Raw genomic sequence first — 21,335 nt, forward strand, 5'->3', positions numbered from 1 at the left:
GTTGCGGCGCCTCCTCCCAGAGGCCATCACGTCTTCTATGTGGTAAACCTACCCCTCATAAGCGACTGCCGCTACTACGCCTTGTACGCTCGACTGATACTTTTTTGACTTGAAGGGCGCCCTCTTTGGCGAAATGTGCAGTGCGGCATAGGCACTGCGATGCCAAACGTTGATATACGGAGAACGCGGAGAGTTCTGCCTGGCCGACAAAAACCTACGACCGGTGCGCCGCTGGTCGGCCGTCAATATCGGTCCGCTGATTTCGTTATTTCTTCTTCTCTTGATCGTGATGCCACTTGATGGCGAAGAACATGCCCGTGCCCAACACGAGAACCTTGAACAGGATGAAGACTAAAGGGAACCAATCCCACATTTCGGATATTTCCAGGCTAATTGACACTAATTATCATGAGGAGCACCACGTCAAAACTGCTGCTCCAGCAGCTTTATTTTTTGTTCAAACCATCGTTGAATCCAACTTCGATCATAATATTCCCGTCCACATGACATAGCAGTGCTATCGCCCAACTCGCCGCGACGGTCATCCATTCAAGATGAAGCCCACGGACCTTAGCTCGCTGAGTGCGGCGTCTCGGTTACCGGCAGGCGGGCGAGCTTACCTTCCTCGGCCTTATAGAAGTACTGACTGGCGACAAGCCAACCCTTAAGGGGGCGTAGAGGTGGGATGCAGGTCGCCAGCATGAAGGGGCCAGTCAACAGAAACTGCACCCAGACCGGAGCGGAGAAGGCCACCTCAAGCCAGACGCCGAGAAGAACGCTCGGGATACAGGCGAAACAGATGACGAAAAATGCCGGGCCATCGGCGGGATCGGCAAAGGAATAGTCGAGCCCGCACGCCTCACATCGTTTGCGCAGGGTCAGAAATCCGTCGAACATGCGCCCCTGGCCGCAGCGCGGGCAGCGGCACCGGAGACCAGTCTGCAATGGGCTCAGCGGGGGATAGTCAATATCCATGACATTACTCCTGTTTCAGTCTCCCAAGTGAACGCAATCAATTAGTAAATTGCATGCATACAATACATGTATAATGAATGGAATGATCGAGTCCAGTTGTCAGAATGACGCAGCTGCTTCCGGGCAAAGCGAGATAAACCGAAGCCACACGGCGACGGAGCGCAGATATGGACGGTTTGGTTTGCATCATAGTGGCGGCGAGACTTGACGAATCCCGCCATTATCGATGTGCTGAACAATCGTATGTTCGCCGTGCTCGTCACAAGTTTAACCGGACAGATGCCAGTGACGCCAAGAACGGCTGCGGCCAGAGCGTTTTGGGAGAATGTGATGTATGACAATATTATTTGCGCTATTGGGCTCGGCTCACGCGAACGGGCCGAGCGCCTGTTGCGCACATCCCACGCACTTCTCTCTCTAAACGGCGAATTGACGGTCGCGCACGTTATCGAGCGCTTCCCCTCGGGGCGCGAGAGCCCGGACGATTGGGCTGTCTCAGTGATCACAGAAGCCGAGGAAAAGCTCGATGCCTTGTGCCGGCGTCTTGGCATTACCGCCAGCGTCGATGTGCGCATGGGCTCGGCATCGACGACATTGCTGACCATCGCCAAGGAGAAGAAGGCTGATCTCATTGTCCTCGCGACGCATACGTCAGATATTATCGATCGCATATTCGGTTCGACCGTCGAATATGTCATCCGCCACGCAGAATGTTCCGTCCTTATCGAACGAGCCGACAAATCGCATGGCGATACGGCGAAGAAGGCATGACGCTCCCTTAAATCGGCCTGTCATGCCGAATTCTGTCGGAACATAGCGCGGATACGGTTTGCGCAACGCCGCGGCGATGCTACATACCCGCTCCGACCTTAAATCGAGTTGCCAAGACGAGCTGAATGACCGAATCCGCCATCACCTGGAGTATCGCTGGCCTGACCGCCCTCGGTGTCGTTGCACGTCCGTTCCGGTGGCCGGAAGCGGTCTGGGCGGTTCTCGGCGCAGCACTTCTCGTTGCGCTGCAGCTCATCGGCCTAGCCGATGTATGGACGGGCATATCCAAAGGGTTCGATGTCTATCTCTTCCTCATCGGCATGATGCTTTTGTCGGAACTCGCGCGGCGCGAAGGGCTCTTCGACTGGGTGGCGGCAATCGCCACCTCGCATGCCAAGGGCTCTCCTCGCCGGCTGTTCGTGCTCGTCTATATCGTCGGCGTGGTCGTGACAGTATTTCTGTCGAATGACGCAACCGCCGTCGTGCTCACGCCAGCCGTCTACGCAGCCTGCCGCGCGGCGCGGGTGAAAGACCCCATGCCATATCTTCTGGTCTGCGCCTTCATCGCCAATGCCGCGAGCTTTGTGCTACCGATCTCCAATCCGGCCAATCTGGTCATCTTCGCCGGCGGCGAGATGCCACCCCTGTCGCGCTGGATGCAGACTTTCCTGCTGCCATCAATCGTCTCGATCATCGTCACCTTCGCCTGCCTCTATTGGACGCAGCGACATGCATTGGCGGAAGACACGATCGCTCGCGATGTCGGACAACCAGCCCTTTCCCGCAGCGCCAAGCTGGCAGGATGGGGTCTCGTGGTGACCGCCCTCATTCTGATCGTGGCGTCGGCGATGAATGTCGATCTCGGCATCCCGACATTTGTCGCGGGCCTGCTTACGACCGTCATCGTTCTCACGCTTACCCGGCAAAATCCGCTGGAGACGCTTCGCGGCATCAGCTGGAGCGTAATACCTCTGGTTGCGGGCCTCTTCGTGATCGTCGAGGCAGTCAATCATACCGGCCTCACCGCTCTCCTGTCTGAAAATTTGGCATCGCTGGCGGCTCAGTCGCAGACACAGGCGGTCGGCGCGGCCGGGCTTTTCGTTGCTATCGTCTCCAACCTCGTCAACAATTTGCCGGCCGGTCTTTTCGCGGGCAGCGCGGTGCAGGCCGCCCATGTTTCTGATTCCATTGCCGGCGCGGTGCTGATCGGCGTCGATCTTGGACCCAACCTCTCCGTTACCGGCTCGCTTGCTACCATCCTCTGGCTTGCTGCTCTTCGCCGCGAAGGGCTGCACATGGGAGCATTGGCTTTCTTGAGGATCGGCGCTCTCGTGATGTTTCCCGCTTTGATCCTCTCGTTGGCGGCCCTCGCACTGATCTGACGGCAAACAACATCGAGTTTATAGACGACCGGTCGATTATTTGTTACGGACCGCTCATGATGACGAAGAAGAAATCGGAGCTGACTCGCAGCCATATTCTCGCAATCGGGCGGGAACTGGTGCTGCGCAAGGGGTTCGGAGGCGTGGGCCTGAAGGAACTGCTTGAGCAGAGCGCCGTGCCGAAAGGCTCATTCTATTACTATTTCGCATCCAAAGAGGCTTTCGGCTGTGCCCTGCTGAAGCAATATTGCTCCGACTATGCGGAGCGGCTCGACGCGCTCTTCGGCTGGAAGGGCAATGGCCGCCAACGGCTGATGCACTACTGGAATGCATGGCTTTCCGATGGCAATACGGCCAGCCTCGCAGACCGGTGCTTGGTCGTAAAGCTCGCCGCCGAGATATCCGATCTCTCCGACAATATGCGCGTGATCCTGCTCGGCGGCGTCGAGGACCTCATCCGCCGCATTACCAAAACGATCACCGAGGGACGCGAGGACGGTTCGATTTCGCCATCCTGCATCCCGGAAAAGACGGCTCGTTCGCTCTATAGCCTGTGGCTTGGGGCGGCAATCCTGGCAAAGCTTGGAAAAGACAAGACACCGCTCGACCAGGCCATGCTTGCCACCGAGCAAGCCCTTTCGGCACCCGGCGGCCTTTGATCCAAAGCAGGACCAGCATGTCAACACACAAGGAAAATACAATGCGCAGTGCCATCCACGATGTCTTCGGCGATCCGGCGGCGGTCCTTTATCTGGCCGACATGCCGCTGCCGGAGCCCGCCGCAGGAGATGTGCGCATTCGCACCATTCTCTCCCCCATCCACAATCATGACCTTTGGACCGTGCGCGGCGCCTATGGCTATAAGCCGGTTTTGCCTGCCATAGGCGGCAGCGAAGCAGTCGGCTTGGTCGATGCCGTCGGGCCTGACGTCGATAAGGCACTGATCGGCAAGCGCGTCGTTGCAGCCGGCGTCCATGGCACTTGGGCCGAACAATTCACGGCGCCGGCAGCAAGCCTTGTTCCGGTACCTGACGTGATCTCCGACGAAGCCGCAGCGCAACTGATCGCCATGCCGTTCAGCGCTATCTCGCTTTTGGAATTCCTCAATGTCGAGCGCGGCGATTGGATCATCCAGAACGCAGCGAATGGTGCTGTCGGCAAGACGCTTGCCATGCTGGCACATAGCCGCGGCATACATATGATCAATCTCGTTCGGCGAGACGGCGGCATCGACGAACTATCCGCATTCGGCATCGGCAATGCCGTCTCGACCGCGGCGCCGGATTGGAAGGCGAAGGTGCGCGCCATGATCGGCGACGCGCCGATCCGCGCCGCAGTCGATTCCGTCGGCGGTGTTGCAAGCAACGACCTAGCAGATCTGCTGGGCGAAAACGGTCTGCTGGTTTCCTTCGGCACCGCAGCCGGCAAGCCAATGCAGATCGCCTCGAGGGCCGTCATCTTCAAGCAGCTGACGATCAAGGGCTTCTGGGGCATCAAGGTCAGCGCCGCCATGCCGGCGGAGGAACGGCGGCGGCTGATCAGCGAGCTCATCACCCGCGTCGCCTCAGGCGAAGTCAAGCTGCCCGTGGAGGCGGCTTACGACATTGCGGAGATTGCGGAAGCTGTGAAATCCTCGCTGGCGCCCGGCAAGACCGGCAAGGTTCTCTTGAAACTGCTATAGGTCTCCTAACACCTTGTTGTAGCTGCCTCAGAGGGGCGACTTCATGGTATATGGCTAGACTGATTGCAGCGCCCGCGAATGATTACGCAAAAAATTCTCAGAATTGCTCTTGTCCCTCTAGTTGCTAGAGGATGTAGCGATGGTTCCAGATAAAAATCTGGAACCGAAACATGACGTCGACAACACAACACAGCCGCTATCGCGTAGAGGGCATGGATTGCGCTTCATGCGCTGCGAAAATCGACACGGCCGTTCGCCGGCTGCAGGGCGTCGAGGATGTTTCCGTCTCGGTCACCGCAGGCACCATGACGGTCAAGCATCAGAGCGATCCGGAGCTGCTGCCCAACATCGCCAAGCGGGTCACGGGACTGGGGTATAAGGTAGTCCCGCTGCCACAAAGCAATGCCACCGTGCCAAAGATCGAAGACAGCGATCATGCTTGCGGCTGCGGACATGATCATCATACGCACAAGTCCGATGGCCACGACCATGCGGGGCACGATCACGAGCATGATCACGGCGATCACGATCATGATGCCGGCCATCGACATGATCATGCCGGTCACAGCCACGCCTCCGAAGAACGCAATACTGCAGTTGTCGGCCTTCACGGTCACGATCATGGATCGACCACCGGGCCATGGTGGAAATCCGCCAAGGGTCGCCTGACGATCGCAAGCGGCGTGGCACTCGCCGCCGCCTGGATTGTCGGCAAGCTGATACCAGCCTGGGATATGTGGATCTTCACTGCCGCCATGCTTGTCGGCCTGGTGCCGATCGCCCGACGTGCCTTCATGGCCGCAAGGATGGGAACACCGTTCTCGATCGAGATGCTGATGACGATCGCGGCCATCGGCGCCGTCATCATCGGCGCCAGCGAGGAAGCCGCTGCAGTCGTCTTTCTGTTCCTGATCGGCGAGCTGCTGGAGGGTGTCGCCGCCGGTAAGGCGCGAGCCAGCATTCAATCCCTGACCGATCTGGTGCCCAAGACCGCTCTCCTCGAAGAGAATGGCAAGACCCGCGAAGTGCAAGCCGAAAGCCTTGTTGTCGGTGCCATCATCTTGGTTCGCCCGGGCGACCGCATTCCGGCCGACGGCGTGGTTCTTTCCGGCGAAAGCGCTATCGACGAGGCGCCGGTGACGGGCGAAAGCACGCCGGTGCGCAAGGGCGTGGATGCAACCGTCTTTGCCGGCACGGTCAACGGCGATGCAGCGCTGCGTGTTCGGGTAACGGCGGCGGCATCGGACAATACCATCGCCCGCGTCGTCAAGCTGGTCGAGGAGGCGCAGGAATCGAAGGCTCCGACGGAGCGTTTCATCGATCGTTTCTCCCGCTATTACACGCCTGGCGTCGTCGTTGTCGGTGCACTCGTTGCCGTCGTCCCGCCTCTGGTCCTGGGCGGCAACTGGGGCGAATGGGTCTATAAGGGCCTTGCGATCCTGCTGATCGGCTGCCCCTGCGCCCTCGTCATTTCAACGCCGGCGGCAATTGCCGCTTCGCTCTCCTCCGGTGCCCGCCGCGGCCTGCTTCTGAAGGGCGGTGCCGTGCTCGAAAACATCGGCAAGGTCACCGCCGTCGCTTTCGACAAGACTGGCACCCTGACCGAAGGCAAGCCCAAGGTCACCGATATCGTCGGCATCGGCATGAATGAAACGGACGTGCTGCGCCTGGCAGCCGCGCTCGAAACCGGATCGAGCCATCCCCTTGCTCACGCCATCCTTGACCACGCGGCTGAAGTTGGAACGGATGTTCCTCAGGTCATCGACGCGAAAGCCATCGGCGGCAAGGGCGTCAGCGGCAAGGTCGACGGCATCGATGTGTTCCTCGGGTCGCCGCAGGCAGCCACCGACCGCGTATCATTGACCTCGGAGCAATCGGCCCGGATCGCCGCGTTCAACGATGAAGGAAAGACCGTCTCCGTTGTCGTTGCCAAGGGCAGTGCCGCCGGGCTGCTCGCCATGCGCGACGAACCGCGCGCCGATACGGCAGCCGGCCTCAAGGCTCTCGCCGATGCGGGTATCAAGACCATCATGCTCACGGGCGACAATCAGCGCACGGCTGAAGCGATCGGCAAGACGCTCGGCATAGAGGTTCGTGCGCAATTGCTGCCCGAAGACAAGCAACGGATCGTCGGCGACCTGAAGCGGCAAGGCTTTCACGTCGCCAAGGTCGGCGACGGCATCAATGATGCGCCGGCACTCGCAGCCGCCGATGTCGGGATTGCCATGGGGGGCGGCACCGACGTTGCGCTGGAGACAGCCGATGCCGCCGTGCTGCATGGCCGCGTCGGAGATGTCATCGAGATGATAGATCTATCCAAGCGGACGATGAGCAATATCGGCCAGAACATCACCATCGCCCTCGGCCTCAAGGGCGTGTTCCTGGTGACCACGATCGTTGGTATCACCGGGCTCTGGCCGGCAATCCTCGCCGATACCGGCGCAACCGTACTGGTGACCATGAATGCGCTGCGCCTACTCGCCATCCGGCCCCGCCGGGTCGCCGCCTAAGCATCTTTGGGCGCCGATCGAAAAGTCGGCGCCCTGCTGCTACGAGCGCAACCCTCCGCAATATTTCGTCTTAGGCCTTCCGAACAGAGAGATATCGGCGCGGCGATAGGCCGAAAGCCTTTCTGAACATGGCGATAAAGCTGCTGGCACTGGCATATCCCAGACTGTCCGCCACTTCGACGATCGGCTTGCCCGCGCTCAGATATTCAAGCGCAAGCAGCAAGCGCGCCTGCTGCCGCCAACTAGCAAACGACATGCCCGTTTCGGCGTTGAAGAGCCGCCGGGCCGATCGTTCGGACACTGCCGCCCGCAACGCAAGCTCATGAAGGGTCTCCTCGCTAGCCGGATCCTGCAGTACGGCTTCTGCGATGCGCAAAGCACGTCGATCCGCAGGCATAGGCAAATGCAGGCCTTCGCGCGGTGCGGCTCGAACTTCGTCCAGTAAAACGGCTGCCAGACGACGTTGCTGCGGTGAAAGTTTTTCTTCCCAATGCCATGTCGTCGCGCGGCGCACCAATGCGCGCAAAACCTCGCTCACACTGAGAACACAGGGTGTCGCCGGCAGTCCGGCGCTGGCGGCCGGCGTCAGCAAGATACCCCAGCCGCTCAGCACGCCATTAATCCCCGCTTTATGCATGACACCGGGCGGAATCCAGCCCGCACGCTGCGGCGGCAAGAGCCAGGAACCATCGGGCGTATCGACACGGACGAGGCCGCTCTCGATGCAGAAGAGTTGCCCGCGGCCATGCGCGTGCCAATCATACTCCTGAGTGCCGAGGCGGAAGGCGCTACCCGGTTCATCCGATCCCCAGAAGGCGATGAGCGGTGGCCCGTCGAGACGCTCGCCGATATCTTCGATGCCCATGTTCCCTTTGGCCGTTTTGCAACATTTATAGTCCGAATGTCGTTACCACGTCCCGGTCGTTGCACGCTATTCTTGCCTGACAAAATCTAAGTCGAATAGTGAATGGAATAGAAGGCCCATGCAGGACTTTCATGTCGTTATCATCGGCGCAGGCCTTGGAGGCCTGTGCCTCGCCCAGGGATTGAAGCGCGCCAACATCGGTTTCGATGTCTATGAGCGCGATCCTGCGGCCGATAGCCGCTTACAAGGTTATCGCATCCGTATCGATCCGAGCGGGCAGCGGGCGCTGGAAGCTTGCTTGCCACCCGAGCTGTTCGCGCTCTTTCGAGCCACGACCTCCATCAGCCCGAAAGCGGGACGCTTCCTGACGCCGCAGCTTCTGCCGATCGCAGGGCGCGTACCGGCAAGCTGGGATACCGGCGAGGACGAAGACGACGGAGATCTGAGCGTCAATCGCCTCACTCTTCGCGAAATTCTGCTATCGGGGATCGAGGATCATGTTCATTTCGGGCACGCGTTCACGCAGTATCGCTGCTTGGAGGATGCGCGCGTGGAGGTGCAGTTCGAAAGTGCCTCCCCGGTCTCCTGCAATCTGCTCATCGGTGCCGATGGCGTGAGCTCGCGGGTACGCCGCCAGCTGGCGCCCTATGCCGGGCCAGCGGATACCGGCTCGATATGCGTCTATGGCAAAAGCGAGCTCCCATTGACCGGCGGCGGCCTGCCTGAGGACGGGACGACGGTGATCTTTGCCGACGGCTGCACAGCAATCTTCGACCTCATGCGGTTCGGCGACGATTTTCAAAGTCTTGCCGCCGATCTCGCACCCGATTGCAAGCTGACGCCGGTGGCCGATTATCTCTATTGGGCGTTGATCGGGCCACGTAAAAGGCTTGGCCTGGAGACATATGACCACACGCGGGACCTGCCCGTATTGCTCAGAGCCGCCATGCGCGGCTGGCATCCTGAACTGAGGCAAATCATCGGCCGGAGCAAGGCCGAAGCGGTGGCAGCGCTTCCCGTCAGAAGCGGGCGTCCCGACGCCCTTTGGCCGTTCGGTGCCATCACGCTCCTGGGCGATGCCATCCACGCGATGAGCCCTGCCGGCGGCCTCGGCGCCAATACGGCCCTCGAAGACGCACGCATGCTTTCACAAATCATGGAGAAAGCCGGCAAGGAAACAAAGACAATCTGCACGGCCTTGCTGGATTACGAAGCCGACATGCGTGAACGGGCAATCCGTGCCATCGACGCGTCGGAACGCGGGGCCGCAATGCTGTTCGCAGCAATGACCGACAAAATCGCTTGAGGACAATAGCATGACTATCGACGACGCCACGTTCACCTTTCACGATGTCTCCCTATGGCCGATCGTGCGCCAATCGGCCGAGTCCGTACGGCCGGGCTATGCCGCACAATGGGAGCGGGAGATGGACGCCATGCTCGCCATCTCCATGCCCTTCGTCGTCATCATGGATGGCGACCAGGCAGCCGAAGATCACGAGGACCGCAAAGTTCGCGGCATATGGCTGAAGAAGAATAAGACGGCGCTTGCGGCCATTTGCAGGGCGGTGATCGGGATCGAGGCCAACCCCATCAAGCGCGCCGCCATCCAAGTGCAGATGGCTCTTGCCACAAAGGCGTTCGGCACGAGAATGGAGCTCGTCGCGTCGCAAGAGGCAGCACTGCGGCTTGCGAAGCAAATCCTCGAAGGCAGCGAAACCACGATATCGCCTATGGGCTAGCAGATCTCCTAGCGCATCACGGACGCGAAGCCATGCAGACCGGGCGGCCTTTATCCCGCTGGGCTGGTCGTGCCGTCATGCAACCCTCAGGATGCGGTCCGCCGCAGGAGCGTGGTCTCCTTCCAGCCGAGCTCCGGAGCGATCAGCGTCACGAAATCATGGATGATCTGCCGGTATTCCTCATCGTGGAACTCATAGGGCAGCTCCAGCCGGAATTCGCTCACATGGGGCAGGATCGGGTCCTTGCGCAGGCGCTCCAATATCTCATCCGATGAGCCGACGACATCGCGGGCGAAGAGGGTTCGCCGCTCGCCCTGCGGCGAAAGCGTGCGCTCATGACGACCGGCGGCATAGTCGGTGTAGCGTTTGCGGGTGATCGCATCCGCGCTGTCGAAAGGCACGATGACCCGGCCGAGCGCCACCCGCCTCGCATCGCCGCCGGACGCGCGATAGGTTTCCAGCTGACGCGATTGTGCAACGAAGAAATCGTCGGTCTGCTCGCCCGTGGTGACGTTGCCGATCAGCAGATTAAAACCGTTGCGGCCGGCCCACTCGGCGGACCGCAACGAGCCGCCGCCATACCAGATGCGATCGATCAGCCCCTTCGCATAGGGCTGAAGCCGCGGGCGCTGCGGGCCGAACGGCGTCTTGATGACCGTATCCTGCTTGCCGAGATAAGTGCCCCTGAGATTGTCGGCAAAGCGCAACACCCTCTGATGGGAGAAATCGTGGCTCTCCCAATCGCCATCGAAGGCAAGCGGCCCGATCAGATCCGCATGCAGCGGCCGCCCGGCGCTCAAGCCGATATTCAGTCGTCCACGCGACAGCACATCCACGGTCGCCAGATCCTCGGCAAGCCGATACGGGCTTTCGTAGCCGATGGGAATGACGGCGGTGCCAAGCTCGATGTGGCGCGTGCGCTGCGTCGCCGCAGCGAGGAAGGCGCTGGCCGAGGAAATGCCGGGCTCCAGATGGCGCTGGCGAACCCAGGCGCTATTGAAACCCCTCTGCTCTCCGTATTCGAGCAATTGCAGGGTCTGCTCCAGGCCGGCTAGCGGATCCTCATCCGGATAATTGCCAGGCGTGAGAAAGCCGATATGGCTGATCGATGGGGCTTGGCGGCTCATGCGGCTGTCTCCTCAAAATTTCGGCAGGCCTGGCGGATTGGTTTCCGACTTCGGCAAGGCTTCTTCGGCAAGATGCCAATGGTCAAGGATCTTGGCGTAGGTGCCATCCTTAATAAGTCCATTCGTTGCGATGGTGAGCGCGGCCGCAAGACCGCTGCCCTTGCGCGTGGTGATCGCGACATCGGAACGATCCGGCCAGCCGGCGCTCAGCGTGCCGACACGCTTGATGTTCTTGTCGCGCGCGGCGATGTAGACGAGCTGGGCGTGCGGCTGCACGATGACATCGGCGCGGCCCGACCGGAGGGCCAGAAGGCTCGCCGCCTCATCGTCGTAATATTGCAGCTCGATCGGCTTCAGGCCCGCTTTGACATCCTCGTCGCTCCATTTCAGCAGGATGCGCTCCTGATTGGTGCCGGCGCCGACGATGATGCGCAGGCCGGCAGCATCCTTCGGTTCCTTGATCGACTCGATCTTGCTGTCGTTCTTGACGAAGAAGCCGTGCAGGCCCTGCCGATAGGTGGAGAAATCGAACTTCTCCTTGCGCTGCTCAGTGACGCCAACATTGGAGATCACGGCATCATATTTGCCTGAGGTCAGCCCCAGCGGCCAGTCGATCCAGGCGACCGGGACAAGCTCGAGCTTCAGGCCAAGCGCATCGGCAACGGCATAAGCATAATCTGGATCGGCGCCGACGACCGTCTTGGCGTCCGTCGCATAGGTCGCAAGCGGCGGACCGCCTGGTGCGACTGCCACGGTGAATGTGCCTGGTGTAACGAACTTGAAATCCTTTGGGATAGCCGCAATCGCCGCTTCGTTTTTCGCCGCGTGAAGACGTCCCGGCTGTTCCGGGCTTAGATCGAAATCGTCGGCCGCCATCGCCGGAGCAAAACCGGTCAAGGTAAGCGCCATGGCGGCTGCCATCATAGTTTTGAAAGTCATGCGGATGGTCACGAAACTTATATCTCCATTTGAGATGGATGGGAGCGGACCGGCGTGAGCCCCACTGACGCCGGTCCGCCCGACCAACATTACGAACCGCTCTTCGGCAGGCCCGCAGGGTTGGTCTTGGATTGATCGACCGCTTCGGCAGTCAGGCTCCAGCGCTTCAGCACTTCGCCATACTTGCCGTTCTTGATCAGATCGTTGAGTGCGAGGGTGACGGCGTCGGCAAGGCCAGCACCTTTTTTCGTCGTCACGGCGATTTCGGCCGTCAGCGGCCAACCGCCGGAGACGGTGCCGACAAGCTTCCTCGTGCCGTTGATGGCGGCCTTATAGGCTTGTGTCGCATTCGGATTGAATTCGACATCGGCGCGACCGGACTGCAAGGCAAGATCGGCGGCGGCGCGGTCATCGTAATACTGCACCTCGATAGGCTTCAGGCCGGCTGCCACATTCTGCCGGTCCCATTCCAGAATGATCTTCTCCTGATTGGTGCCGGCGCCTGTGATCACCTTGAGACCCGCGACATCCTTTGGCTCCTTGATCGAGGTGATCTTGCTGTCGGTCTTCACATAGAAGCCGAGTACGTCCCTGCGATAGGTCGAGAAATCGAATTTCAGCTTGCGCTCTTCCGTGACCGTCACGTTGGAAATGACGGCATCATATTTCCCGGAGGAGACGCCGAGCGGCCAGTCCTCCCAGGCGACCGGCACCAACTCAAGCTGCAAGCCGAGGGAGTCCGCAAGCAGTTGCGCGATATCCGGATCAGCGCCTACGACAGTCTTTGCATCGGTCGCGTAGGTGGCGATCGGCGGGTCCCATGGGTTGATCGCGACCGTGAACTTGCCAGGATTGACGAACTTGAAGCCCGGCGCAATCGCCTTGATTGCTGCCTCGTCCTTCTCGGCGCGAACACGATTGGAAGTATCTGGGCTCAGGTTGAACTTTTCGGCCGCAATCGTCGGCGTCCCACTCATCGCTACCACCGTCAGAACGCCGGCAACGATATATTTTGCTCTCTCAATGAATGTCATTTCCCTTCTCCTTTTTCAATTATAAGTTGCTTATCTTGTTGCAACGATCGGGACGCCTGCTAACGTCAGAGCGTTGAATCCTTGCCTGCGACTGCTAGAGAACCTTGGCGAGGAAAGCGCGCGTACGCGGATGTCTCGCATCGTTGAGGATCTGCGTTGGTGAGCCGGCTTCGATAACGTGGCCGCCCTCCATAAAGACGATGCTATCGGCGACCTCGCGCGCAAAGCCGATCTCGTGGGTGACGATGACGAGCGTCGTACCGGTGCGCGCGAGCTCCTTGATGACATCGAGCACTTCGCCGACCAGCTCTGGATCAAGTGCGGAGGTCGGCTCGTCGAAGAGAAGAACCTTCGGCCGCAGTGCCAGCGCGCGGGCTATGGCGACGCGCTGCTGCTGGCCGCCGGAAAGCTGGCGGGGATAGGCATCGATCTTATCGCTGAGGCCGACGCGCGCGAGAAGCTCTTGCGCGAAGGCCGTCGCTTCGTCGCGGCTCACCCCACGCACCTGAATCGGTGCCTCGATAATGTTTTCTAAAACAGTGAGATGCGGGAACAAGTTGAAGTTCTGAAAGACCATACCGATGTCGGTCCGGCGCTTCAGAATGTCCTTCTCCTTCAGCTCATAGAGCACCTCGCCCTTCTGCGTATAGCCGACAAGCTCGCCGTCCACTGAGATGAAGCCGCTGTCGACGCGTTCCAGATGATTGATGGCGCGCAGCAGCGTCGATTTTCCCGAACCCGACGGGCCGATGATAGCCGTGACGCTGCCGGCCGGCAGGTTGAGCTCGACATCATCGAGAACCTTCAGCGCACCGAAGCTCTTCGAAATGCCATGGATGCGCACAGCACCACCCTTGGCACGAAGATCCGTTACGCTCCGGAAAGCTGCGACTGTCGCGGTGGCCGATCTGGTGTCTGCCGCGGCGGCAGGCAGTGGCCGCTGGAAGCGGCGGAAGAATGCCTGGAATGGCAAAGGCGTCGGATTGCGCACCGCACCCTTGGAGAAATAGCGCTCGATATAATACTGGGCGATCGACAGCACCGTCATGATGACGAGATACCAGACGGTCGCCACCATCAGGAGCGGAATGACTTCCAGATTGCGGCGATAGATGACCTGTACCGTGTAGAAGAGCTCCGGCAGAGCGAGAACGTAGACCATGGAGGTGCTCTTGGCGAGGCCGATGATCTCGTTGAACCCCGTGGGCAGGATGGAGCGCATCGCCTGCGGCAGGACGATGCGGAACGCCTGGCGGCGACGGGACAGGCCAAGGGATGCGGCCGCTTCCAGCTGACCTTGATCGACCGACAGAATGCCGCCACGCACGATTTCAGCAAAGAAAGCGGACTGGTTCAGCGTCAGGCCGAGAAAGGCCGCGGCAAACGGCGTTAGGAGCTGCGTGGTCGGATAATCGAACAGAACCTTGTCGCTGAACGGGACTCCAATGCTAATGGTTTCATAGAGATAGCCGAGGTTGTTAAGAACCAGCAGCAGCACGATCATCGGGATCGAACGCAACAGCCAGATATAGCCCCAGGAGAGGCTTGCAAGCAGCGGTGATTTCGATACGCGCGCCAGAGCTAGCGCCGTTCCGAGAACGGAGCCGGAAACCGCCGCAAGCGCTGTCAGAAGCAACGTCCTGCCAAGGCCAACCAGCACCGGCTCCGCAAAGAACCACTCGGCGAAGACACCCCAGCCCCATCGCGGATTGGTGAAGGTGGAGTAGAGGACGACCGCTATGACAAGCGCGGCAAAGATCGTGCCCGCCGTTCGCCCAGGATGCCTCGCCGGCACGATGCGGTAACGCGAATAGTCAGTCTTCGTCTCGGCGGCTCCAGTACCTCGATCGACACCCGCAAAATCCGTCGTCAGCGCCATGATGCTTACCCCTTATGATTGTCGTTGATCCGCCATGTGTTACCGGCCGGCGGCTGCCAAGCGCTGCTGCGAGCCCGAAGCTTCGGCGATATAAGCCAGAGCCAAATGGCTGATATCCTTCTCGAAAGGCAGGCTCTTGTAGATTTCTGGATCGACAGAGGTATCGAACAGGGCTGTGTAGCCGTTGTTGAGATAAAGGCCGACCGCCTCGGGCTGGCGAAAGCCTGTGGTCAGGTAGATGCGGCGATAGCCCTGCCGCGCCGCCTGGGCTTCCAGTTCGATCAGCAGCCTACGCGCCAATCCCTGACGACGGAGATCGTGCCGCGTCCAAATCCGTTTGAATTCGGCGGTTTGGTCGTCATAGTGCTTGAAAGCGCCGCCACCAATCGTCTCCCCGTTTCGGAGCAAGAGCAGAAAATTGCCATGCGGCGGTGCAAAGGCTTCCGGCGGGTAGCGATTGAGTTCGGCAGCCGCCCCTTCAGCATTGAAATAGTTGCCGTACCGGCTGTCGTACTCATGGATCAGCTCCTCGATCAGCGGCTTGGCGCGCGGGTCCAATGTGGTCGTATAAAGAAACGTGTCGCTCATGTCCTTCGTCACCCGTTGTCATTCGCGAGGAAAGCTTCGGCGAGCCGCACCCAGTAGCGGGCTGCCGGCGCGATGATGGCATCATTGAAATCGTAGCGGGCGCTATGCAGCGGTGCACTGTCGCCATTGCCGACGAAGAGGTAGCTTCCGGGCTTGGCCTGCAGCAGGAAGGCAAAGTCTTCGCTCGCCGTCCGCGGCCGGAAATCCGCCTCGACTGCGGCACTTCCAAGCGCCTGCAAGGCGACATTGCGGGCGAATTCTGTCTCTTCGGCATGATTGACGAGCGCAGGAAAACCGAGACGGTAATCGACCTCAGCCACAGCGCCGAAGCTCTCCGCCTGCGCGCGCGCCAGTGCGGGAATTCGCTCCTGCAATCTGGCCCGGACGGTCTCATTGTAGGCGCGCATGGTCAGCTTCATCTCCACGCTTTCCGGGATGACGTTCGAAGCCGAACCGGCATGAATGGAGCCGACCGTCGCGACCGCCATTTCCTGAGGATCGATATTGCGCGAGACGACGCTTTGCAGGGCAGTAATGAATGAGGCTGAAGCCAGCACCGGATCGACTGCACGATGCGGCTCGGCACCATGTCCGCCCTTTCCGACGATGTTGATGACCGCCTTGTCGACGGAGGCCATCGCCGGCCCGGTCACGAAGCCGAACTGACCTGTCGGGACGCCGGGCCAATTGTGCAGCCCGAAGACCGCATCGACCGGAAACCGATCGAAAAGTCCTTCCGATAGCATCTTGCGCGCGCCGGCACCGATTTCCTCGGCCGGCTGGAATATCAGCCGTAGCGTGCCGCTGAAACTGCCGCTTTCTGCGAGGTAACGAGCAGCAGCGAGCAGGATCGAAGTATGTCCGTCGTGACCGCAAGCGTGCATGACGCCGGGGTTTGCGCTCTCATAATCAAGTCCGGTCGCTTCCTCGATCGGCAAGGCATCCATGTCGGCGCGAATGCCGATACTGCGGTTGCCATTGCCCCGTCTCAGGGTCGCGACCACGCCTGTCCCGGCTATGCCGGTCGCGACTTCATAGCCCCAATCGGCAAGCAGCGAGGCCACTTTCTTGGCGGTGCGATGCTCCTGAAATGCGAGTTCGGGATATTGATGCAGGTCATGCCTGAGTGCGACGATCTCATCCAGATAGGCGGCAATCCCTGTCTCTATTGGATCGGTAATCGAAGCGGTCTTGATGATGGCGTTCATGGTGATCGTCCTGGCTCAAGCACCTATGGCCTTGGCGGGTTCGATATCGGCTGCCTCTGCCGCATAACGGCTTTCGCGATATGGCAGCCCAAGATGATCGCGCAGCGTCTCACCTTTCAAAGTGGGATCGAAATAGCCGCGCTCGGTCAGGATCGGCATAACATGCTTGGAGAAATCGTCGAAGCCCTCGCCGATCACCGGGAAGCCGAGGATGAAGCCGTCCGCGCCCTCCTCATCCACCCAGCGGATGATCTCGTCGGCAATGTGCTCGGCGGTGCCGATGAAGGAGGTTCGCGGCGTGGCAGCATCGAGCGCCACTTCGCGCAAGGTGAGACCTTTTTCGCGCGCCGTCTTCTTGATGCGATCTGTCGTGGCTCGGAAATTGTTGCGACCGATATCTCCGAGATCGGGGAACGGCTCGTCCAGCGGATAGACGCTGAAATCGTGATGATCGAAGAAGCGACCGAGATAGGCGAGTGCTTCCTCGATGGTGACGAGATTGCGGATCGCCTGGTACTTGGCTTCCGCCTCCTCCTGCGTCGCTCCAACGATCGGGCCGATGCCGGGAAAGATGCCGACATCGGCAGCACTGCGGCCATGCGCGATCGCGCTCTGCTTCACCTGCTTGTAGAAGGTCTTCGCGTCTTCGAGCGGTCCGCCATTGGTGAAGACGGCATCGGCGTGTTTGCCCGCGAGCCGGATACCGGAATCCGAGGCGCCGGCCTGGAACACCACCGGCTGCCCCTGCTTGGAGCGACCAATATTGAGGGGGCCTTCGATGCGGAAGAACCGGCCTTTGTGGTTCAGGCGATGCAGCTTGGACTTGTCGGCATAAACACCGCTTTCGCGGTCGCGCACGAAGGCATCGTCATCCCAGGAATCCCACAGGCCCTTGATCGCATCAAGATACTCATCGGCAATCTCGTATCGCAGCTCGTGCTCGGGATGTTCGCGACTATAGTTGCGGCCGGAACCTTCGAGCGGTGAGGTCACTGCGTTCCAGCCAGCGCGGCCGCCGCTGATGAGATCGAGCGAAGCAAACTGCCGGGCGATAGTGAAAGGATCGCTATAGGATGTCGAAACCGTACCCACCAGGCCGAGCTTCGTCGTAAAGGCGGCAAGCGCCGAGAGGATCGTCAGCGGCTCGAAGCGGTTGAGGAAATGCGGGATCGATTGCTCGTTGATATAGAGTCCGTCCGCGACGAAAGCGAAGGCAATCCCCGCCTCTTCGGCCTTACGGGCCGTCTTAACGAAGAAGTTCAGATTGGTGCTGGCATCGGCCGGAACGCTCGGATGCTTCCAGGCATTCATGTGACCGCCGGGGCCTTGCAGCATGATACCGAAAGTGACGTGTTTTTGAGCCATGATGATCCTCCTGGGACAGGCCGTTCAGGCAACGAGGGAAAGGCGTTCTTTGGCGAGCAATTCTATGGAATTGAGCCGTTCGGCCGCGGTCAGCGCCGGCGTGTCGAGCACGAATTCCTCGACGCCGTAGCGGCGGTGGAGCGCGTCGAGCTCGTCGCGGATCTGCGCCGCCGTGCCATGCAGCACGCTCGGCGCTTTCTCCTCGGTCCGGAACTCCGAGAAGCCTGCCTGACGCGCAAATTCCGCCGCCTGCTCCTGGGTGCCGACATTGACGCTCTGGCCATTGGGCAGGAAGAGCTTGGTGATGCGCAGCTGCCCGACGCGCTCACGGGCATGGGCTTCGCTTTCGGCAGCAAAGGCTGCGAGCGCCAGGATCGGCACCTTGCCGCCCGTCGCATTTGCGTAAGCTTCGAAGGTATTGCGCAGATTTTCCGGATCGCCGTTCAGATGGCCGGCAAACACCAGCCGCCAGCCCTTCTCCGCGGCGAGCTTCGCGCTCTCGATGCTGGCGCCAAGTAGGAAGCGCTCCGGCGCACGCGGCGGAAAAGGCGTCGCCAGCGCGCCATCGGAATGAGGATCGGCCGAGAGATAGGTGTTGATATCGGAAAGCTGCTCGGCGAAGTCAGGCTTCTTCTCGGGATCGAAGGCCCGCTGCAATGCCCGCGTCGAGAGCGGAAATCCACCCGGCGCCTTGCCGACACCAAGGTCCACGCGCCCCGGCGCCAGCGAGGCCAGGAGGTTGAAAGTCTCGGCAACCTTATAGGCGCTGTAGTGCTGCAGCATGACGCCGCCGGAACCGATGCGGATCCTCGAAGTCCGGGCAAGAAGATGAGCGATCAGAACTTCCGGAGCCGAACTTGCGAGGTTCGCCATATTATGGTGTTCGGCGACCCAAAAGCGATGATAGCCGAGTTCTTCGGCCCTGACGGCCAGCCGTGTCGTTGCGCCAAGCGCATCGGTAGCACTGTGCCCCTGTTCAATCGGGCTCTTGTCGAGAAGACTAAGGAGGTAAGACATGCCGTTTCATCCATGTTTTCGCTCAATGTCGACCACGGAGCGCCATAGTCTATAAAAAACATAGATTTTAAGTTATTTAAGAAACAGCTTTCTTTTTCTTCCACCGGATGCGGAAAAAATCGGCAGTCATCCAAGGAACAGCACCGAGAGCAGCGCATCCATCGTATGTCGGAACTCACGATTGCTGATGGAGAGAAAGACGGTGTGACCATCGCACATCGCCTTTCAACCATCGCCAGAATGAACCGAATTGTGGTTCTCGACCCCGGATGCATCGTCGAAGAAGGCAGGCCGTAGCTGCCTCCCTGAAGAGATCAGCTACTGCGTGAGCCTATAAAATTGCTTGGCTTTCATCCTCTGCGTGCTGTTGCACTCGATCGGAGGGGTAAGATTTTTTTTGCTTCCCCGAGAGAGGCGGAAGGACCGCTTTGGACTGGCATAAAGGGTGTGGCGATCGCGTCCGGCTGCCCCGGCAGCTTGAAGCGCGTAATCATCTGCCGCAGTCTTTCAGCCTCTTGAGCAAGTGTCACGCTAGAGGCTGTTGCTTCCTCCACCATTGCCGCGTTCTGCTGCGTCACCTGATCCATCTGGTTGACGGCGGAGTTGACCTCGGACAAGCCGGTCGATTGTTCGTTCGCCGAAGCCGCGATCGACTGCATATGTTCGTTCACGGCGGTGATATTGTCCTGGATCGTCTTGAGCGCGTCGCCGGTCTCATGGACGAGCTTCACGCCGTGCTCGACCTCCTCCGAAGAGTTTCGGATCAGCTCCTTGATTTCCTTGGCAGCTTTGGCGGAACGCTGCGCGAGTTCACGCACTTCCTGGGCAACGACGGCAAATCCCTTACCCGCCTCGCCAGCGCGTGCGGCTTCCACACCGGCATTGAGCGCCAGAAGATTCGTTTGGAAGGCAATCTCGTCGATGACGCCGATAATATTAGCGATACTATTGGAGGACTCTTCGATACGCGCCATTGCACCTACGGCATCGGCAACGATCTGTCCCGAGCGGTGCGCGCTGTCATTGGCCGTTGCGGCGGCCCTGCTTGCCTCATTGGCTCGCTTTGAGGCATTGCCGACATTGACTGTGATTTCATCAAGGGCAGCTGCCGTTTCCTCCAGCGCCGCGGCCTGTTGCTCGGTGCGCCGCGAAAGATTGCTCGCGCCACCGCTGATCTCGCGGGCGCCCTCATCGATCGATCCAGCCGACCGGGAAACCGAAGCGAGCGTCTCGCCGAGCTGCTGCATGGCCGAGTTCATATTTTCCCGCAAGGCTTCGAAGTCCTTTGCAAAGGGTTGGTCCAACGAGAAGCTCAAATCGCCGAGCGCGAGTTTCGACAAGGCATCGCCGACCGTGCGCACCGCGAATACTCGCGCGCTGACGTCGGTGGCGAATTTCACGACTTTTACGATTTTTCCCGCGTCATTCGTAATCGGGTTGTAGGACGCATTCAGATAGATGGGTTTCCCGCCTTTGCCGTAGCGTATGATATCTCCAATATAAGGCTTGTTCGCACGCAGATCGGTCCAGAGCTGCTCGAACTGGCGATCGCCGATCTCGCCTTCCTCAAGAAACATGCGGTGATTCTGCCCCCTGATTTCAGCGAGCGTATAGCCGACCGCCGCCAGGAAATTATCGTTGGCGCTGACGATCTCGCCGGTGGGTGTGAACTCTATGACCGCTTGCACGCGATTGATCGCCAAGAGCTGATTGCGATAATCGGTATTCTGGATTCTCGCCTTCGCATCGGCCCATTCGACGACAAAGCCCGCGATCCTTTCTGCCCTTGCAAGGGGTGTTACGATCAAATCGAACATGCGATGGCCAACGGATATCGTCGCCCTGTGTTGTTTTTTCAAAGCAGCGAGCATTGAGCGCTGATGCGCCGGATTCTTATGAAAGATGTCGATGTTGGACCCGACCAGAGTCGCCATGCTGAACCGCGGCAACTCCTTCCTGAGGTCGCTTTCTGCCTCTTGCAGCAATTCACGCGTTGCCGGATTGATATAGACAATGTTGAGTTTGGCGTCGGCGATCATGATATTGGCGCTCATCGCGTCCAACGCACCAGTTTTCATCGTTCCAGTAGCACCATGGATTCCTAGCATGACCGTTCTATCCTTCCGGGGGTTTCAAGTAGAAGTTCATTGAACATGAGGCGAATCACGCAAACTATACATTAGCAATACACATTTGAGTAATTTAGGATATTTAATAATTTATTGAAGAACCTGATATCCTTATGATTATCT

At 59.6% G+C, this 21,335-nt stretch carries 18 protein-coding genes; 7 read left to right on the forward strand and 11 right to left on the reverse strand.

Annotated features, from left to right (window positions below):
* Window positions 1-570 precede the first annotated feature (570 nt).
* Window positions 571-975, reverse strand: coding sequence for a DUF983 domain-containing protein (locus ACYJRZ_RS18680; protein WP_459461429.1), 405 nt, complete (start codon window positions 973-975; stop codon window positions 571-573).
* Window positions 976-1,305: 330 nt separating this feature from the next.
* Between ACYJRZ_RS18680 and ACYJRZ_RS18685 the strand changes: the two genes are divergently transcribed.
* The 5 genes from ACYJRZ_RS18685 (at window position 1,306) to ACYJRZ_RS18705 (ending at window position 7,319) form a co-directional block, all read left to right on the forward strand.
* Window positions 1,306-1,746: a universal stress protein gene (locus ACYJRZ_RS18685; protein ID WP_459461431.1), complete on the forward strand. Its 441-nt coding sequence runs from the start codon at window positions 1,306-1,308 to the stop codon at window positions 1,744-1,746.
* Between the two features lie 125 nt (window positions 1,747-1,871).
* Complete coding sequence (locus ACYJRZ_RS18690; protein ID WP_459461433.1) at window positions 1,872-3,128, forward strand: arsenic transporter; 1,257 nt, start codon at window positions 1,872-1,874, stop codon at window positions 3,126-3,128.
* A 56-nt stretch (window positions 3,129-3,184) separates the two neighbouring features.
* The gene (locus tag ACYJRZ_RS18695) at window positions 3,185-3,787 is read left to right on the forward strand and encodes a TetR/AcrR family transcriptional regulator (RefSeq protein WP_440478739.1); all 603 of its coding nucleotides are present in this window, start codon (window positions 3,185-3,187) and stop codon (window positions 3,785-3,787) included.
* 41 nt (window positions 3,788-3,828) lie between these two features.
* Window positions 3,829-4,809: a zinc-binding dehydrogenase gene (locus ACYJRZ_RS18700; protein WP_459461435.1), complete on the forward strand. Its 981-nt coding sequence runs from the start codon at window positions 3,829-3,831 to the stop codon at window positions 4,807-4,809.
* Window positions 4,810-4,979: 170 nt separating this feature from the next.
* Entirely contained in the window at window positions 4,980-7,319 is a 2,340-nt protein-coding gene (locus ACYJRZ_RS18705; RefSeq protein WP_459461437.1) for a heavy metal translocating P-type ATPase, read from the forward strand.
* 70 nt (window positions 7,320-7,389) lie between these two features.
* On the opposite strand, the gene ACYJRZ_RS18710 is transcribed toward ACYJRZ_RS18705, so the two are convergent.
* Complete coding sequence (locus ACYJRZ_RS18710; protein ID WP_459461439.1) at window positions 7,390-8,184, reverse strand: AraC family transcriptional regulator; 795 nt, start codon at window positions 8,182-8,184, stop codon at window positions 7,390-7,392.
* A 118-nt stretch (window positions 8,185-8,302) separates the two neighbouring features.
* On the opposite strand from ACYJRZ_RS18710, the gene ACYJRZ_RS18715 reads away from it, so the two are divergent.
* Together ACYJRZ_RS18715 and ACYJRZ_RS18720 are read left to right on the forward strand one after the other, a co-directional pair.
* Entirely contained in the window at window positions 8,303-9,490 is a 1,188-nt protein-coding gene (locus ACYJRZ_RS18715) for an FAD-dependent oxidoreductase (protein ID WP_459461441.1), read from the forward strand.
* A 10-nt stretch (window positions 9,491-9,500) separates the two neighbouring features.
* The gene (locus tag ACYJRZ_RS18720; protein WP_459461443.1) at window positions 9,501-9,926 is read left to right on the forward strand and encodes a hypothetical protein; all 426 of its coding nucleotides are present in this window, start codon (window positions 9,501-9,503) and stop codon (window positions 9,924-9,926) included.
* 86 nt (window positions 9,927-10,012) lie between these two features.
* Here ACYJRZ_RS18720 and ACYJRZ_RS18725 read toward each other — a convergent pair whose 3' ends face one another.
* The 9 genes from ACYJRZ_RS18725 to ACYJRZ_RS18765 form a co-directional block, all read right to left on the reverse strand.
* Window positions 10,013-11,053 (reverse strand): LLM class flavin-dependent oxidoreductase, encoded by a 1,041-nt coding sequence (locus tag ACYJRZ_RS18725; protein WP_459461445.1) that lies wholly within the window; start codon window positions 11,051-11,053, stop codon window positions 10,013-10,015.
* Window positions 11,054-11,065: 12 nt separating this feature from the next.
* On the reverse strand, window positions 11,066-11,992 hold the full coding sequence (locus ACYJRZ_RS18730; RefSeq protein WP_459461447.1) for an ABC transporter substrate-binding protein: 927 nt from the start codon (window positions 11,990-11,992) through the stop codon (window positions 11,066-11,068).
* A gap of 89 nt (window positions 11,993-12,081) precedes the next feature.
* Window positions 12,082-13,026 carry an ABC transporter substrate-binding protein gene (locus tag ACYJRZ_RS18735; RefSeq protein WP_459461449.1) on the reverse strand — a complete coding sequence of 315 codons (945 nt, stop codon included), beginning with the start codon at window positions 13,024-13,026 and terminating at the stop codon, window positions 12,082-12,084.
* 94 nt (window positions 13,027-13,120) lie between these two features.
* On the reverse strand, window positions 13,121-14,905 hold the full coding sequence (locus ACYJRZ_RS18740) for an amino acid ABC transporter permease/ATP-binding protein (protein ID WP_459461451.1): 1,785 nt from the start codon (window positions 14,903-14,905) through the stop codon (window positions 13,121-13,123).
* A 39-nt stretch (window positions 14,906-14,944) separates the two neighbouring features.
* Complete coding sequence (locus ACYJRZ_RS18745) at window positions 14,945-15,493, reverse strand: GNAT family N-acetyltransferase (protein WP_459461453.1); 549 nt, start codon at window positions 15,491-15,493, stop codon at window positions 14,945-14,947.
* An 8-nt stretch (window positions 15,494-15,501) separates the two neighbouring features.
* Window positions 15,502-16,701, reverse strand: coding sequence for a M20 aminoacylase family protein (locus ACYJRZ_RS18750; RefSeq protein WP_459461455.1), 1,200 nt, complete (start codon window positions 16,699-16,701; stop codon window positions 15,502-15,504).
* Window positions 16,702-16,716: 15 nt separating this feature from the next.
* A complete protein-coding gene (locus tag ACYJRZ_RS18755) occupies window positions 16,717-18,066 on the reverse strand; it encodes an LLM class flavin-dependent oxidoreductase (RefSeq protein ID WP_459461457.1) in 1,350 nt (449 codons plus the stop codon).
* A gap of 24 nt (window positions 18,067-18,090) precedes the next feature.
* Entirely contained in the window at window positions 18,091-19,083 is a 993-nt protein-coding gene (locus ACYJRZ_RS18760) for an LLM class flavin-dependent oxidoreductase (RefSeq protein ID WP_459461459.1), read from the reverse strand.
* Between the two features lie 350 nt (window positions 19,084-19,433).
* The gene (locus ACYJRZ_RS18765; protein WP_459461461.1) at window positions 19,434-21,191 is read right to left on the reverse strand and encodes a methyl-accepting chemotaxis protein; all 1,758 of its coding nucleotides are present in this window, start codon (window positions 21,189-21,191) and stop codon (window positions 19,434-19,436) included.
* Window positions 21,192-21,335: the final 144 nt, after the last annotated feature.

The sequence above is a fragment of the Rhizobium sp. No.120 genome (assembly GCF_054558365.1).